A 16,768-nucleotide genomic window follows, 5' to 3' on the forward strand; every position below is an offset into this window, starting at 1 on the left:
CCTATATAGGCTACGATAAGCAGAGGTTCGTATCCCCGAGTCATTTCAAAGACATGAAATAACTCGGTAGAATGGAAAATGTTTGTTCCAGGCAGAGGGGGAATGGCATTTCCTTTGCGATATGTACTTAATCTGACAGGCATCTCTAATTGCAAATTTATTGTTTTTTGTTTATCAATCCACATTCTAGTTGTATATTTGTGCAGAAAAATAAATTAACTGAGTATATTATGGAACAATTTAGTGACTTAATAAAGAACAGACGCAGTATGCGTAAGTTCACGGATCAAGAGTTGACACAGGAAGAGGTGGTTGCTTTGTTGAAGGCTGCTTTGATGGCTCCGTCTTCTAAACGTAGCAATTGCTGGCAGTTTCTTGTGGTAGATGATAAGGATATGCTGGAAAAACTTTCCCATTGTAAGGAGATGGGGGCAGCTTTTCTAGCGGATGCTGCTATGGCTGTAGTTGTGATGGCTGATCCGTTGGCTAGTGATGTTTGGATTGAAGATGCGGCAATTGCTTCCATAATGATCCAGTTGCAGGCAGAAGATTTGGGGTTGGGAAGTTGTTGGATACAGGTGCGTGAACGTTTTACCGCTACCGGGATGCCCTCGGGTGAATACGTGCATACGCTGCTTGATATTCCGTTGCAGTTGCAGGTGGTTTCCATTATAGCGGTAGGACATAAGGGCATGGAACGCAAGCCTTTTAATGAGGACCATTTGCAATGGGAGAAAATTCACATCAATAAATTTGGAGGCAAGTAAACGTGGCTGCTGTCAATCATAAGGATACGTATAAAGCTTCTGCGGTGTTTCTCATTGTGATGGGTATGCTTTATCTGATCGATAAGTTTATAGGATTTGCCTCACACGGGTTGCCATGGGTTATGCAGAAAGACAATCTGTTACTGTATGCAGCTGTTATTTTCCTTTGGTTCAAGGCCGATAAGTCAGTAGGAATTGTATTGGCGGGTATATGGCTGATATTGAATATCAGTTTGGTGATAGCTTTGTTGGGGCAGATGTCTGCTTATTTGTTGCCGGCGGCTTTGTTGTTGTTAGGAGTTATTTTATATTTAGTTTCGACCCGATGATGAAAATAGTTCTGATAGGAGCTGGCAATGTGGCTACCCATTTGGGAATCGCTTTACAAAAGGCAGGGTGTCTTATTTTGCAGGTATACAGCCGTACAGAGGAGTCTGCTTCTGCATTGGCTGACAGACTTTTAGTAGACTACACAATTGTGCCGGATGAGATACGTCGGGATGCCGATTTGTATATTGTAGCGCTGAAAGATGCAGTTTTGCGACAATTGGCTCCTGTATTGGTGAAAGGAAGGGAGCAGGCTTTGTTTGTACATACGGCGGGTAGTATGCCTATGGATTTATGGAAGGGGTTGGTAAAACGCTATGGGGTACTTTATCCTATGCAGACTTTTAGCAAGCAGCGTGAAGTTGATTTCAATACCGTACCTTTTTTTATAGAAGCATCTGCTCCGGCAGAAGTGGGAGTGCTGCGTATGGTGGCAGTTCGTCTCAGTCCTAAAGTGTATGAAGTGACTTCCGGTCAACGTAGGCATTTGCACCTGGCGGCAGTCTTTGCTTGTAATTTTGCTAATCATATGTATGCATTAAGTTCACATATACTGGAAAAGCAGGGGATTTCTTTTGAAGTGATGCTTCCGCTGATAGACGAAACTGCCGGCAAAGTACATGAACTTTCTCCCACACAGGCGCAGACAGGTCCGGCTGTACGCTACGATGAAAACGTAATAAGCAAACATTTGGAGATGTTGGCGGATGAGGAGTCTTTGCAGGAATTGTACGAAAAGATAAGTAAAAGTATTCATGATCTCCCTTTGTCTGTTATTCAGACAAATAAAGAGGGAAAGAACTCATAAGTGGTATGATAAACTATGATTTAAAGAAAATAAAGGCATTGGTATTTGATGTCGATGGGGTATTGAGTGCGGAAACTATTTATTTGCACCCCAATGGTGAACCCATGCGTACGGTTAATATCAAGGATGGGTATGCATTACAGTTGGCTGTGAAATGCGGGCTGCATGTTGCCATCATTACTGGTGGAAATACCGAGGCGGTGCGTAAGCGTTATGAGGGGCTGGGTATCAAGGATGTTTATCTGGCTGCTGCGGTAAAGACCCGGGAGTATGCCCATTTGAAGGAAAAATATGGATTGCAGGATGAGGAGATACTCTATATGGGCGATGATATTCCCGATTATGAAGTGATGCGTTTGTGTGGGCTACCTTGTTGTCCTGCTGATGCGGCACCTGAGATAAAAGAAACAGCTGTTTATATTTCTCATCGTAATGGGGGCTATGGATGTGGCCGTGACGTGGTGGAACAGGTTTTGAAGGCTCAAGGAAAATGGATGGCTCATGAAAGAGCCTTCGGGTGGTAATGAAATAAAGAAAAGCTATGTTGGAAAATTTAGAAAAATATAAAATAATCCTTGCTTCCAATTCTCCGCGCCGCAAAGAATTGTTATCCGGCTTAGGTATAAAATATGAGGTAAAAACACTACCCGGCATAGAGGAAACCTATCCGGATACATTGAAAGCAGAGGAAATTCCTTTGTATATAGCTTGCGAGAAGGCGGCTGCTTACCGGAATATCATGCATCCGGACGAATTGATTATTACTGCTGATACCATTGTATGGTTGGACGGTGTAGTCATGGGCAAGCCTCATAACGAGGATGATGCACGGCAGATGTTGTGGAAGCTTTCTGGCAAGACCCATCAGGTGATAACTGGGGTTTGTCTGACTACTGCCAGGACTCAGAGAAGTTTTTCTGCTGTGACAGAAGTAACGTTTGCAGAATTGTCCGATGAGGAGATCGATTATTATATTCGGGTTTACAAGCCGATGGATAAGGCTGGTTCTTATGGTATACAAGAGTGGATAGGCTTCATTGGTGTCTGTGGAATTTCGGGTAGTTACTTCAATGTGATGGGACTCCCTGTGCAGTGCCTGTACACAGAACTGAAAAAACTATAAGTCTGTATGTGAACAGTAAGGGACGTGTTTTTGTTATTTATATGAACTATAAATAAAAAATAATTATGGCTTATAAAATAGCTTTTTACGACACGAAACCCTACGACGAACACTCGTTTACGGAGGCTAATGAGAAGTTTGGCTTTGATATCAGGTATTACAAAGGCCATTTGAATATGAATAACGTGGTGTTGACCAAAGGAGTAGATGTGGTTTGCATCTTCGTAAACGATACGGCTGATGCCGAAGTTATCCGGGCAATGGCGGATAATGGTGTTAAACTGCTGGCTTTAAGATGTGCTGGTTATAATAATGTGGATTTAGCGGCAACGGCAGGTAAGATGAAAGTGGTACGGGTACCGGCATATTCGCCATATGCTGTTGCCGAATTTACAGTGGCATTGATGTTGTCACTCAATCGTAAGATTCCTCGTGCCACAATGCGCACACGTGACGGAAACTTTTCTTTGCATGGACTTATGGGATTTGATATGCATGGCAAGACTGCCGGAATTATCGGTACGGGTAAGATTGCCAAGATTTTAATTCAGATATTACGTGGATTTGGTATGAATGTTCTTGCATATGATCTTTATCCCGATTACAATTTTGCCCGTGAACATCAGGTGGTTTATTGTACTTTGGATGAACTTTATCATAGTTCGGATATCATCTCCCTGCATTGTCCTTTGACAGAACAGACAAAGTATCTGATTAATGATTATTCCATCAGTAAAATGAAAGATGGGGTGATGATTATCAATACGGGGCGTGGGCAGTTGATTCACACCAATGCCTTGATAGAGGGGCTGAAGACCAAAAAAGTGGGATATGCCGGTCTGGATGTATACGAGGAAGAAGAGCCTTATTTTTATGAAGATAAGTCTGATAAGATTATTGATGATGACACTTTAGCTCGTCTTCTGTCTTTCAATAATGTGATTGTAACTTCACATCAGGCTTTTTTTACCAAAGAGGCAATGACGAATATTGCTCATACTACTCTACAAAACGTGAAAGACTTTGTTGAAGGTAGACCTTTGGTGAACGAAGTAGCGGTGGGGAGGGTCTAATCTCCCCTGTAGTAATACAATAAGGAATGGCGGGCTATAAAGTCCGCATTCTTTTGAACCAGTTCCTTTTCACCAAATTCGGGGAATTGTGCATCGGGGATATAGTGGTTGTTTATTAAATATTCCATCAGGTCCGGCGGACATTTGGTCGGGATAGTAAGCAGGCTGAATGCCTCTTGGGCAGCCGTTGCGGCATCATACATCGGGTTAAGAGGATCACTGATGTATTTGCATATATCCTTCGCCAATAGAATACCTTTTTCGGAATTTACCATCATGATGAAATCCTTATGTTCCTTCATTTGGGGCAAAGTGTGATTGGAATCGTCCGGCCATTGTAATACTTGGGTAAGGAAACTGTGTAGTTCTTTATAGCTTTTCAGATATACGATACGGGCACCATTTGTGCCTTGCGTGAACAATTGATAGGTATGGTGGTTCCTTTCCTTCATCTCGTCCGATATTTCGGGAATGGCAGGGTATAGTCCTTCTATCTCTTCCCAACATTCGGTTTCTCCGTTGGTCAGCAGGTCAATCCATTCATGAAGAAACAGGGCAAGGGGGCCACATGGAATGATGAATTTGTCGGTTTCTGTAACCTGTGCAATATATTCTTGTACAGATGGTTCTGTGAGATAAGTATGTCCGAACAGCCAGCGTAGTTTATGGTTTGCGTCCTCTTTTCCTTTGAAATCCATAAAGAACTCCTGTAACGTGGCATTGGCGGGAGCCGTTTCATATTCTTCATCCAATATCCGGAAAAATAAATGTGCAGTTTCTTCGATATTCCTGTCCATCGGATTGATATACAGATGTTTATATGGAGCCTTCTCTAAAGTGTTCCAAATGATGAAACGGATATCTTCCTCATTGATCTCATCTTTTATATAATCCGGTCGGATGGTATAGAAAGGAAGTGACGTATCATATAGTTCCAGATGCTTTTTGATGAATGCTTGCCATAGACCTAAACCTGAAATGACATCTTCAAAATAGGCAGCGGTGTAAAGACATAACTTCTTTTTAATGGATTCGGGAATCTCTCTTATCGTACAAGTGGAGTATAATCGGTTAGCCAGATCGACAAAATATCTGTCTGTAGTCTGTTGTTGGATATAAGGATGGATAGCCAACCAGTCTTTTATGTATAATTTTATGGTTTGCATATTAGTTTATTGGAATTATTTTTATTGCAAAGATATTCCTTTCATTGTAAAAAGGAAGGAGAATATCGGGATATTTACTTTATCTTTGCAATATTCTAACTTTGAAATACCTATAAAAATGGAAATAGATTTAACAACTCCTGCTTTATTGTTCTCAGCCATATCGCTGATTATGCTGGCATATACCAATCGTTTTCTGTCATATGCCCAGTTAGTACGCACGTTGAAGGATCAGTATCGTGAAAATCATTCGGCGGTTACGGCAGCACAGATTTCTAATCTCCGCAAACGCCTTTATCTGACACGTGCTATGCAGGTGACAGGTATCGGGAGCTTGTTGCTTTGCGTGGTCAGTATGTTTTTAATGTATATACAGCTTTACCTCATATCCGTATATATTTTTGGACTGGCACTGGTGCTGCTCATTATTTCTTTAGGCATTTCTGTCCGCGAGATTTATATTTCCGTCAAGGCGCTGGAACTGCATCTGAGTGATATGGATTCTTGATTTATCTTTTTGCAAAGATATTTATCATAAAGGAACAGGCTGTTAATGCGATCCCTGTTCCTACTACTCCTTGCCATCCAAACCAATGCCAGAATGTTCCGGCAAGGAATGTACCTACGGAACCACCTATAAAATAAGTTGTCATAAAAATGGTATTAATACGGTTGGCTGCTTTCGGGTTGAGGGCGAAAATCGTAGTCTGATTACTCAATTGGATACATTGCATACCTATATCTATAATAAAAATTCCGGTGATGATACCCACGTAAGAGTCCTGACCGAAATAAAGTGAGAACCACGCCACAAAAATCAAGCCACAACCTATGTAATTCAGTCGTTTGACTCCCAAAACATGTACATATTTTCCTATATACGAGGCGGTGAGAGCTCCTGCTATGCCGCACAATCCTAATAACCCTACAATATTGTTTCCTGCAAAGAAAGGAGCTTGTCCCATTTTGAATGCCAGCGAAGTCCACAGAGCTAGGAATGAACCGAAAGCAATTCCGGCACGTAAGGAAGAAATACGTAACTGGGGGTATTCTATCACTAATGAAAACAAGGATTTCATCAGATCACTATATTTCCCTTTAAAATTACATGGCATATCGGGTAGTACACGCATGATAATGATGAGACATATCACCATCATTCCCGCCGCTACAAAGAAAATAAACCGCCATCCCAAATATTCGCCGACAATTCCGCTGACTACGCGCGAAGCCAAAATACCAGTCAGTAACCCTGATACAATCATGCCTACATTTCTTCCTTTGGTTTTGGGGGTGGAGAATTGTGCAGCTATGGGGATAAAGATTTGTGGCATCACCGAACAAATGCCGGTCAGCAGAGAGGCAAATAAAATGAGATGGATATAAGGAGTCAGTGCGATGGTTAGTAATGAAACGACTAGGACTGTGAAATTGATTAGAATAATGGTTTTCCTTTTAAATAAATCTCCCAAAGGAATAATGAACAGCAATCCGATGGCATAACCTATTTGGGTAATCATTGCTATCAGGTTGGCGGTGAATTCGGATGTTTGGAGATCACGGCTGATGCGATTTAATAAAGGTTGGTTATAATATAAATTGGCAACGGAGATTCCCGCAATAATTGCTAGCGTCCAAAGTAAGGAGGCAGGTAGTCCTTGGTTTTCTTTTAATTCTTGTTTCATGCTGCAAAAGTAGTAATTTCATGAAAATCATGTTATCTTTGTAAAGAAGAAAAATAGAAATGAAAATGAAGAATTGTATAAAAACGGTCTGTTTTCTGTTTTGGACCTGTGTAATGTTTATAGCGTGTATTGATGATGATGTGGAGGAAGGTACTGTTGATTTACAAACAGGAGAGAACATTCCTGTTTTTTCTGTGGTAATGGATGATGGACAAATAATAACTTCCGAAACCCTGAAAGGAGAGGTTTCCTTGATTGTGTTTTTTCATACGGGTTGTCCGGACTGCCGGAAAGAACTTCCTGTGCTGCAAAAAATATATACGGATTACGGTCAAAGAATCCGGATGGTTTGTATTAGCAGGGAAGAGAGTTCGGCAGAGATTGTCCGTTATTGGGACGAAAATCATTTGACTTTGCCCTATTCGGCCCAAGAAAACCGCACGGTATACTATCAGTTTGCTAAATCGGGGATACCTCGTGTTTATGTCATAGATAAAGAGTTGGTTATCCGTAGTGTTTTCACGGATAACCCGTTGGCAAGTTATGAAGATTTGGCTGAGGCTATAGAAACCTGTTTGTAGTTTTTAGAGAGGGTAAAATCCCTAAAAATAGGTATTGTCAGATAATGATAAGCTCATTACCTTTGCCATCATAAAAACAGAATCACAGCTGACTATACATGCAAATATTAAAGGATAACATACGTAGCCGTATTTTGGATGTAGCCAAACAACAATTTGAGTTGAAAGGTTATTCCAAGACTTCCATGCGTGAGATAGCTGTGGATGTAGGTGTTGGGGTGGGAAATATTTACAACTACTTTAAAAGTAAGGATGAGCTGTTTCATGAAGTTGTTCGTCCGGTTTTGTATGCGTTGGAAATGCTGTTGCAGGAACATCATGGAATACAGGGCGAGGATATTATGATGATGAGGTCGGAAGAATACTTGGAAACCTGTATAAACGAATATATTTCCTTGTATGACACCCACCACAGATTGATGAAAATACTGTTATTTCGTGCGCAAGGTTCTTCATTGGAACGTTTTCGGGAGAATTATACAGACCGTTCAACCGAATTAGTCAAAGTCTGGTTTACGGTGATGCAGAGAAAATACCCGATGATAAATATAGCTATTCCCGATTTTATAATCCATTTGCATACTGTATGGATGTTTACTATGTTTGAGGAGCTTTTGAGGCATTCAATAGCGAAACAGGAAATGAAAGCTATTTTACACAATTATATTCTATTTGAGATCCAAGGTTGGAGGGCCATTATTCGAATATGACAGGTAAAATTTGTATATACAGACTGGTTGCTACAGTAAGGCAGCAGGAAAGGAGGAAGTCTTTACGGAGGTTTCCTCCTTTTTTTATGAACAAATTTGAATACCGTTCACTAATAATCCGTTTGATATAGTACAATTATATGAAAAAGAAGAAAGAAGGATTGCCCCGTTTGTTAGAGATTGCGGGACAGAAGAAAGGGTTGCTTCTGCTGGCAGGTTTGCTGTCGGTAGGTAGTGCCATGTGTATGCTTGTACCCTATTGGGCTGTCTATGAGGTGCTGAAAGAGTTGTTGTTGCATGGCAGCAATCCTGTTTTGGCAAATGGAACTGAAATGATACGTTGGGGATGGATCGCACTGGGTGGACTTGTCGGCGGATTGGTTTTGCTGTACGCTGCCCTTATGTCCTCTCATGTAGCCGCATTCCGAATCTTGTATGGGTTGCGTGTCCGTTTATCCGAACATATCGGTAAACTTCCGTTGGGCTATCTGAACAACACTTCCATCGGGTCCATCAAGAAAACGATGGATCAGAACATCGAGAAGATAGAGGGATTCATTGCACATACTATCCCCGATTTGGTAAATGTGATAGCTACGGTGGCAGTGATGTTTGTCATTTTCTTCTCATTAAATGTATGGTTGACAGTGGCGTGTTTGACAGTTGTCGTATTAAGCCTTTTCCTACAATTCTCCAATTTTATGGGAAAGAAAGCGAAGGAGTTTATGCGTGTCTATTACGATGCACAGGAAAGGATGAGTACTTCTGCTGTACAATATGTTCGTGGAATGCCTATAGTAAAGATTTTTGGGCAAAGTGTATACTCGTTCCGCCAGTTCAATGCAGAGATACAGGCATACAAGACATTTGCTTTGAAATGCTGTGATACCTACCAGAACGGGATGATTGCCTTTACTGTTCTGCTTGGTTCAATGGTGACATTCATTCTTCCAATGGGTATCCTGTTGCTGAATGCCAACCCGCAATCTTTGTCACTGGCTGCGGTATGGTTGTTTTTTATTATTATGGGACCAGGTGTGGCTTCACCTATTTACAAACTGACTTTCTTGGGTGGGAACACACGGGAAATCAATGAGGGGGTAGCACGTATTGACCGCATACTGGAGAGGCAACCTATTCCCGAGCCGGAACATCCACAAGTGCCGGAGAGGTATGATATAGAATTTCGTCATGTGTCATTTTTTTATGAGAACACAGAACAGGGAACACGGACGAAAGTTTTGCATGATATCAATTTCAAGGCACAGCAAGGGGAAATAACTGCGCTCGTAGGACCATCTGGTAGCGGTAAATCGACGGTAGCCAACTTGATACCGCGTTTTTGGGATGTAGAGCAGGGCGAAATCCTTATCGGTGGTGTGAATATCAAGCAAATAGCAACAGCAGAGTTGATGGATACCGTATCGTTTGTCTTTCAAGACACTTTCTTGTTTTATGATACGCTGTATGAAAACATTGCCATCGGTTCTCCTTCTGCCGGTAAAGAAGCGGTGATAGCTGCTGCTGAAGCCGCCCAATGCCATGATTTCATAGAACGGTTGCCAGATGGTTATGATACTAAAATTGGGGATAAAGGTATATTTCTTTCGGGCGGTGAGGCGCAACGGATATGCGTGGCACGCGCCATCTTGAAGAATGCGCCGATACTAGTACTGGACGAAGCCACTGCTTTTGCTGATCCGGAAAACGAGTATAAGATGCAAATGGCCTTGCAGTCTTTGATAAAAGACAAGACGGTTATTGTAATAGCTCACCGTTTGTCTTCTATTGTATCAGCTCATCAGATTGTTGTCATGAAAGAAGGCCGGATTGTGCAATGTGGAAAACATAATATTTTATCTGTGAAAGAGGGGGTATATAAAAGTATGTGGGATGCTTATAGAAACGCTTACCATTGGTCGTTAAACAAGAATTAAACATATATTGATATGAGAAACAAGCATTTATTAAACAGTATTTTGCAGAATACAAGCTGTCCGAAAGGTTTTTGGGGTCGGATGATTTTATGGGGAATGAATCGTTTTCATGCTTCTTTGGCCCGTCGTGGTATGAAACAGGTAAACTGGCAACCGCAATGGACTGTCCTAGATATTGGATGCGGAGGTGGAGCCAACCTGAATCGTTTGTTGAAACAATGTCCTCAAGGAAAGGTTTATGGTATAGATTTATCGGAAGAGAGTGTAGTTTTTGCAAGCAAATACAATGTGAAAGAATTGAATAAACGATGTTTCATACAGCAAGGAAGTGTGTGCTCCTTGCCATACAAAGACGGGACATTTGATGCTGTTACTGCTTTTGAAACAGTCTATTTTTGGTCGCCCATAGAGATAGCGTTGGCTGAGGTGGTACGAGTCTTACGAAAAGGAGGATGCTTCCTTGTCGGCTTGGAAGCAAGCAGTCCTGAACTCGGAAAAATGTGGACTGAACGGATAAAAGGAATGGTGGTATATACAGCCGGAGATTTGAAGGATTTGTTGATAGAGGCCGGATTTTCAACCATTCAGGTTGTTCATAATAAAGAAGAAATGTATATTATCGCACGTAAATGAAAGGAACAGGTATGAATGCGATCAAAAACATTACAATTGGTCATACGAAACGTCTTTGTAGACCAGTAGGTTTAACAGTGCTTGCCAATTTGATTAATATTGTGCCGTTTTGCCTCTCTATTGAGGCGGTACGTATTGTTTTTAATACGTTCGATGGAAGTGGCCGGCCACTTGACACGGTTCGTTTGTGGTATATATTCGGAGTGATGGCTTGTTATATGATAGTCATGGCGTTAGCGGAACGAGCTTCCTATCGTTCCAATTTTAGAGGGGCATATGAGATGAGTGCTTCGGGACGTCTTTCTTTGGCAGAACACTTGCGGAAGCTCTCGTTAGGATTTCTTTCACAACGTGATCCCGGTGACTTGTCGTCTATGCTTATTACCGATTTTTCAATGGCAGAAACCGGAATATCCCATCATTTGCCTCAACTGATGGGGGCTGTAGTTATGCCTGTACTAGCTTTTGCTTCACTAATATGGATAGATTGGCGGATGGCTGTTGCTATGTTTGCCGCTTTACCACTGGCTTTATTCATTTTGTGGGTAAGTACGAGTGTGCAGAAAAAATTGAGTGGAAGTCAGGTTCAGGCCAAAATTAATGCTGGAAGCCGATTTGAAGAATATCTGCAAGGTATCCGGGTGGTGAAAGCTTACAATTTGTTGGGAGCCCATTTTGACCGGTTGCGTGATGCGTTTGCAGAACTGCGCCGTGCCTGTATCCGTCAGGAGGCACAGTTAGGCCCGTTTGTGCTGCTTTCCATTGCTTTGGTGCGTGCCGGGCTGACATTGATGGTACTGTGCGGTACTTATTTGCTATTGAGTGGAGATCTCTCGTTGCCTATTTTTATACTGTTTCTTGTAGTAGGATCTCGTGTGTTTGACCCGTTAACTTCTGCCTTGACCAACTTTGCCGAGTTTCGTTATTTCTCCATTGCTGGAGGGCGTATTTTAACACTGATGGATGAGCCGGAAATGAGAGGAGAACTGCAATCTCCGGTTACAGGTGATATACGTTTTGAACATGTTTCATTTGCCTACCGGGACAAGGAAGTCCTGCATGATGTTTCAATTACGCTTTCCAAAAACTCATTGACTGCCCTTGTCGGTCCTTCCGGAAGTGGAAAAAGTACAGTAATGAAACTTTGCGCCCGTTTTTATGACCCACAGAAAGGACGTGTTTTTTTTGGTGATCTCCCGATGGATAAAATAAATCCGGAAAGTTTGATGAGTCATATCTCTATGGTATTCCAGGATGTCTATCTGTTTCAAGATACGGTACGCAACAACATACGTTTTGGTAAGGCTGGTGCAACGGATGATGAAATTATTGTCGCAGCCCAAAAAGCTTGTTGCCATGATTTTATCATGCAGTTGCCGCAAGGCTATGACACGATGATAGGTGAAGGCGGTTGTACTTTATCCGGAGGAGAAAAACAGCGTATATCCATTGCTCGTGCTGTTCTGAAAGACGCACAAGTCATTCTATTGGACGAAGCAACTGCCTCGCTTGACCCTGAAAATGAAGTGGAAATGCAGAAGGTCATCGATACTCTCATCAAAGGTCGTACTGTTATAACTATCGCTCATAAGCTCAAGACAATCATGAATGCTAATCGGATAATTGTTTTGGACGATGGTCAAGTTAAGGAACAAGGAACACATGATGAATTGATTCGGGTAGATGGTCTTTATGCCCGGCTATGGAAAATTCAGGAAAGTACTTCTGGATGGAATTTATGAGGAATTCTATTTGATTACACAATTGAAAAGAGAATATGAATTACTATTCTCTTTTCAACTTTTCTTAATAGGACTTAAATATGAATAGATGAAAAAAAATATTATTTTGCAGAATATTTTAACGTTGTGAAAATAATGTATTCTCTATCCGAAAGAAGTGTTTTGCGGAAGAGCGGTCGGGTAGTAACAAACCAGATTAAGATTGTTATCAGATCATTGTTCCATGCCTCAAAACAAATATGATATTTCTCGTTTAAATCATTTTTAAGGATTTGTCGGACTTTTATAAAAAACTCCCTTATTGTTTTTTATTTCTATCATTCCGTTGTCTGAATCATACAGGAATGGTGGAAAAGTAAAAAAGACATAAATCTCGGTGTCTTTTAGTTTGTACAGCTTGGGAGTGATCTTTTTACTGATTCCGCTTGGGAATACTTGGTCATCCATTTCGGTGGGAATATAATAATCTGCTCCCTCCCTCAATACATTTTTGCTAATCTTGGCTTCTGCTTTTGATTTGGCAATCGTATAGAATCCCTCTATATCATATTTATCCCAATTTTTATACTCTTGTCCAAGCACCATACTTATGTTTAAACATAAAACCAGTAGTAATAATATTCTTTTCATATCTATCTGTTTTTAAGGTTATTCCAAGTTGGTATCACAAATATAAGAATTCTTATTGGTTTTTTCAAGGAATAAGGAAGAAAATAGAGAGTAGAATTTTAAAAAAAGAAGGTAATCCCTATCCATACCAGAACTCCTGATATCAGAACGATTCCTAACATGATTAATTTTATTTTGAAGAGCTGGTTAGTTTCCGCTTCTTCTTTTTCTTGCGTTTTTATTCTGATCTCTTCTAATTGCTCAAGGGATAGATGGGAGGAGTGCTCTTTTTTGTTCAAATCAACCAGTCGGTTTCGAATTTCATTTAAGCGTTCCTTTCCTGCTTTTCGTAGTTCACGATTTTCTTTATCTCTTCTCATCATGTCATTGATACAACCTAAAGTTCCCATAATCTAACTGTTTAATTTGAATTCATTTCCACAAATATAGTGTTTTTTGCAGTTGCTTTTCTTCACTTGCTAATTTAATATTTGAAGGATAGATATTACTTAATAAACCTGATGTGCCTTGACTGCCGGATATAAATATTCTGCCAATGGATTTGTAATATAAAGTTGTATGCCATTATGCTTTCATACCATTGCTTATGGGGTAATATGTTGATAATGAACTGTATTTATATGGCGTGGCATTTTCCCCATTGAAACAGGTAAAAAGTAGATGTATTTATCTTATCATTGAAAAAAAATGTGAATATAAAGTTTAGGTGAAAGTGATTTTATTTGTAAATTGTATACCGTCATGTAGGTATCTCCGATCTATGTATAATTTAGTATATACCTAGAAATGGGGATTGTGCCGAGCTTTTATGAATTGTAATTTTGCAAACCAATAGAGAATGAAATGATTTGTAAGATTGCATATATTTTTTTATTTATAATTTGTAGCAATGTGTCTCTTTTATGGGGGCAGACATTTGTATTTCGGGGAACTGTACTGGATGAGCAGACTCATAAAGCGTTGGATTACGCTACAGTTCAATTGTTTGTGGATAAGCAGATTGTTTATGGGGGAATAACAGATGCGAATGGACATTTTGAACTTCTACATATCCATCCTGGAACTTATCGGGTTATTGTATCCTATTTAGGATATGATTCTACAGAAAAAGAAGTGAAGGTCATTGGGGATATTTCAGCAATCTTTTATTTAAAACCTTCGGTCATGGCGCTGAACGAGGTAGTGGTGACCGCTTCTGAATCAAAACGCGCTACCAGCGCTTCTATCGTTGACCGTACAGCCATGAAACATCTTCAGCCCAGCAGTTTCAGTGACTTGATGGAATTAGTACCTGGAGGAAAGTCGGCTGATCCTCAGATGGGGCAGGCCAATCTGATCCGGATACGTGAAACAGGTAAGACGGAGGATATCTCTTCATTGGGAGTTGGATTTTATATTGATGGTATCTCCCAGAATACGGATGCGAATCTGCAATATATGCCAAACAGTACTTCCGCAGTGAATGCAACGAGCACAATGTCAAAAGGGATGGATATGCGTACCATCTCAACCGATAATATTGAGAAGGTGGAAATCATTCGTGGCATTCCTTCCGTGGCTTATGGTAATGTGGCAAACGGTGCGGTAATCATTCAGCGTAAAATGAATGAGAGCCCCTTGTCTGCGCGTTTTAAGGCTGATAAAACCAGTAAACTGTTTTCTGTAGGCAAGGGAATTCGGCTGGATGGGAACGGGCGTTATGTGTTGAATGCTGATTTAAACTATTTGGAGTCCAAAATAGATCCGCGTAACAGTGTGAAAAATTACACTCGCCTTACTGCTTCCGCCCGCTTGGATGGCAAATGGTTATGGAATGAACGTAATATTCATTGGAATATCAGTTCCGATTATACCGGCTCGTTTGATGATGCGAAGAGGGATAAAGATGCGACAGTAAAGGAAGATTCTTATAAATCGGACTTTAACAGCCTGAAGATAGCGGGGAAATGGAGCATGAAGTTTCCGGCCCATTTATGGATTCGTGAGGTTGGTGTGACTACTTCTGTCAGTCAGCAGTGGGAGAAGATGCGTGAAATAAAGTCCGTTTCTCTGAATCGTCCGGCAGCTATTGCTACTCAGACAGAAACCGGAGAGTTTGATGGCATCTATCTACCTTATAATTATGTGGCACAGATGGATATTGATGGTAAACCTTTATATGTTACGGCTTCCGCCCGTACGCGGTTGGCTTTCCCGTTGGGGGTATTACAGAATGCGATGAATATGGGGATGGAATGGAATTATCAGAAGAATTTGGGAGAAGGCCAGGTATTCGATGTGACACGGCCCATCAGTGAAAGTTTGAGTACACGGCCTCGCCGTTTTAAGGATATACCGGGGCTGCAACCTTTCGCCTTCTATGCCGAGGAGGTGTTGAATCTTCCTGTAAATAGACATAAATTGGCTTTTACGGCTGGTATCCGTTTGCAGTCTTTATTGGGGCTGGACACTAAATATAAGATGCAGGGCAAGATATATCCCGATCTTCGTCTGGACTTGCAATGGAGTTTACCGGTATCAAACGGATGGGATGTTGCCTTTTCGGGAGGTTTGGGCTGGATCAGCCGTATGCCGACCACCGCACAGCTATATCCGGATTTTAAGTATGTAGATTTGATTCAGTTGAATTATTACCATACCAATCCGGATTATCGCCGTATCAATATGATGACATATAAATGGGATAATACAAACTATCAATTGGAACCAGCACGTAACATGAAATGGGAAGTGCGGGCCGACGTCAGCTATAAGGGAAACCGCCTGTCGATAACTTATTTCCGCGAACGGATGAATAATGCTTTTGATGATATCACTTATTATAGGTCATTGGCATATAAACTATATGATCCTGCTAGTATCGACGGATCAGCATTGACGGCTCCTCCAGAACTTTCTCAGTTGACTTATACAAATGAATATAATCTGGATGTGTATTCCACACAAGGTAATGTAATGAAGGTGTGTAAAGAAGGAGTGGAGTTTCAGTTCGCTTCCAAACGAATAGAATCGCTCAAGACTCGCGTCACTATGTATGGAGCCTGGATAAAGACAATTTATAATTCGGATTCTCCTCAATATAAGGCCTCTTCTATATTGTTGGACAATAAACAGCTGAAATATGTGGGATTGTACAATGGGGACAACGGAACAGAAAGCCAGGCATTCAATACGAACTTTATGTTTGATACCTATATACAGCGTTTGGGACTTACTTTCTCTACGTCGGCACAATGCACTTGGTATACCAACAGACGGAACTTGTGGAATAATGGCGTGCCGGTAAGCTATATAGATCAATCCGGTGAAACGCATCCGTTTCGCGAAGAGGATAAAAACAATATTCAGTTACAGCATCTGGTGGAGAAATATTCAGCCACTTATTTTGAGCGTACTACCGTGCCTTTTTATATGGATATCAATTTGAAGGCGAGTAAACGGATCGGTAAGTATCTGAATCTGGCTTTTTATGTAAACCGGCTTTTGGGTATTTATCCTGATTATACGTTACGGGGCGTACTGCAACGGAGAACGTCCGAATCGCCTTATTTCGGTATGGAAATGAACTTAACTTTTTAGTAAATGA

General features: G+C 41.0%; 17 protein-coding genes and 1 pseudogene. 13 read left to right on the forward strand and 5 right to left on the reverse strand.

What is annotated here, in order from left to right:
- A pseudogene (locus AB5935_RS15850) lies at window positions 1–185 on the reverse strand (GNAT family N-acetyltransferase); the annotation flags it as partial.
- A 45-nt stretch (window positions 186–230) separates the two neighbouring features.
- Here AB5935_RS15850 and AB5935_RS15855 point away from each other — a divergent pair.
- From AB5935_RS15855 to AB5935_RS15880, 6 genes are all read left to right on the forward strand, one after another.
- Window positions 231–767 carry a nitroreductase family protein gene (locus AB5935_RS15855; RefSeq protein ID WP_007842596.1) on the forward strand — a complete coding sequence of 179 codons (537 nt, stop codon included), beginning with the start codon at window positions 231–233 and terminating at the stop codon, window positions 765–767.
- 2 nt (window positions 768–769) lie between these two features.
- Window positions 770–1,096, forward strand: coding sequence for a hypothetical protein (locus AB5935_RS15860; RefSeq protein WP_007837645.1), 327 nt, complete (start codon window positions 770–772; stop codon window positions 1,094–1,096).
- Window positions 1,096–1,902 (forward strand): Rossmann-like and DUF2520 domain-containing protein, encoded by an 807-nt coding sequence (locus AB5935_RS15865; protein WP_008652681.1) that lies wholly within the window; start codon window positions 1,096–1,098, stop codon window positions 1,900–1,902. The genes AB5935_RS15860 and AB5935_RS15865 overlap by 1 nt, the downstream gene beginning before the upstream one ends.
- 5 nt (window positions 1,903–1,907) lie before the next feature.
- Window positions 1,908–2,426 (forward strand): KdsC family phosphatase, encoded by a 519-nt coding sequence (locus AB5935_RS15870; RefSeq protein WP_007837648.1) that lies wholly within the window; start codon window positions 1,908–1,910, stop codon window positions 2,424–2,426.
- 17 nt (window positions 2,427–2,443) lie between these two features.
- Complete coding sequence (locus AB5935_RS15875; protein ID WP_008673173.1) at window positions 2,444–3,025, forward strand: Maf-like protein; 582 nt, start codon at window positions 2,444–2,446, stop codon at window positions 3,023–3,025.
- A gap of 65 nt (window positions 3,026–3,090) precedes the next feature.
- A complete protein-coding gene (locus AB5935_RS15880; protein WP_007837650.1) occupies window positions 3,091–4,098 on the forward strand; it encodes a 2-hydroxyacid dehydrogenase in 1,008 nt (335 codons plus the stop codon).
- Here AB5935_RS15880 and AB5935_RS15885 read toward each other — a convergent pair.
- Entirely contained in the window at window positions 4,095–5,264 is a 1,170-nt protein-coding gene (locus tag AB5935_RS15885; protein WP_007837658.1) for a DUF3843 family protein, read from the reverse strand. The two genes, AB5935_RS15880 and AB5935_RS15885, sit on opposite strands and share 4 nt — an antisense overlap.
- A gap of 118 nt (window positions 5,265–5,382) precedes the next feature.
- On the opposite strand from AB5935_RS15885, the gene AB5935_RS15890 reads away from it, so the two are divergent.
- Entirely contained in the window at window positions 5,383–5,772 is a 390-nt protein-coding gene (locus AB5935_RS15890) for a DUF2721 domain-containing protein (RefSeq protein WP_007842602.1), read from the forward strand.
- Window position 5,773: 1 nt separating this feature from the next.
- Here the strand turns inward: AB5935_RS15890 and AB5935_RS15895 are convergent, their stop codons facing one another.
- Entirely contained in the window at window positions 5,774–6,949 is a 1,176-nt protein-coding gene (locus AB5935_RS15895) for an MFS transporter (protein ID WP_038606183.1), read from the reverse strand.
- A 65-nt stretch (window positions 6,950–7,014) separates the two neighbouring features.
- Here AB5935_RS15895 and AB5935_RS15900 point away from each other — a divergent pair, with 65 nt between their 5' ends.
- From AB5935_RS15900 to AB5935_RS15920, 5 genes are all read left to right on the forward strand, one after another.
- Window positions 7,015–7,530: a TlpA family protein disulfide reductase gene (locus AB5935_RS15900; protein WP_022185602.1), complete on the forward strand. Its 516-nt coding sequence runs from the start codon at window positions 7,015–7,017 to the stop codon at window positions 7,528–7,530.
- A 98-nt stretch (window positions 7,531–7,628) separates the two neighbouring features.
- Entirely contained in the window at window positions 7,629–8,240 is a 612-nt protein-coding gene (locus AB5935_RS15905) for a TetR/AcrR family transcriptional regulator (RefSeq protein ID WP_007837668.1), read from the forward strand.
- 140 nt (window positions 8,241–8,380) lie between these two features.
- Window positions 8,381–10,177: an ABC transporter ATP-binding protein gene (locus tag AB5935_RS15910; RefSeq protein WP_007842606.1), complete on the forward strand. Its 1,797-nt coding sequence runs from the start codon at window positions 8,381–8,383 to the stop codon at window positions 10,175–10,177.
- A gap of 12 nt (window positions 10,178–10,189) precedes the next feature.
- Window positions 10,190–10,810 carry a class I SAM-dependent methyltransferase gene (locus tag AB5935_RS15915; RefSeq protein WP_007837672.1) on the forward strand — a complete coding sequence of 207 codons (621 nt, stop codon included), beginning with the start codon at window positions 10,190–10,192 and terminating at the stop codon, window positions 10,808–10,810.
- Window positions 10,811–10,821: 11 nt separating this feature from the next.
- Window positions 10,822–12,552, forward strand: a complete 1,731-nt coding sequence (locus AB5935_RS15920) for an ABC transporter ATP-binding protein (RefSeq protein WP_038612223.1) — start codon at window positions 10,822–10,824, stop codon at window positions 12,550–12,552.
- Window positions 12,553–12,816: 264 nt separating this feature from the next.
- On the opposite strand, the gene AB5935_RS15925 is transcribed toward AB5935_RS15920, so the two are convergent.
- Window positions 12,817–13,182, reverse strand: a complete 366-nt coding sequence (locus AB5935_RS15925; RefSeq protein ID WP_007842609.1) for a hypothetical protein — start codon at window positions 13,180–13,182, stop codon at window positions 12,817–12,819.
- A gap of 98 nt (window positions 13,183–13,280) precedes the next feature.
- On the reverse strand, window positions 13,281–13,571 hold the full coding sequence (locus tag AB5935_RS15930; RefSeq protein ID WP_007842614.1) for a hypothetical protein: 291 nt from the start codon (window positions 13,569–13,571) through the stop codon (window positions 13,281–13,283).
- Between the two features lie 454 nt (window positions 13,572–14,025).
- On the opposite strand from AB5935_RS15930, the gene AB5935_RS15935 reads away from it, so the two are divergent.
- Complete coding sequence (locus tag AB5935_RS15935) at window positions 14,026–16,761, forward strand: TonB-dependent receptor (protein ID WP_007842616.1); 2,736 nt, start codon at window positions 14,026–14,028, stop codon at window positions 16,759–16,761.
- Window positions 16,762–16,768: the final 7 nt, after the last annotated feature.

It is taken from the genome of Phocaeicola sp. RTP21198st1_B8_RTP21198_201120, assembly GCF_040929485.1.
GTDB lineage: Bacteria > Bacteroidota > Bacteroidia > Bacteroidales > Bacteroidaceae > Phocaeicola > Phocaeicola dorei.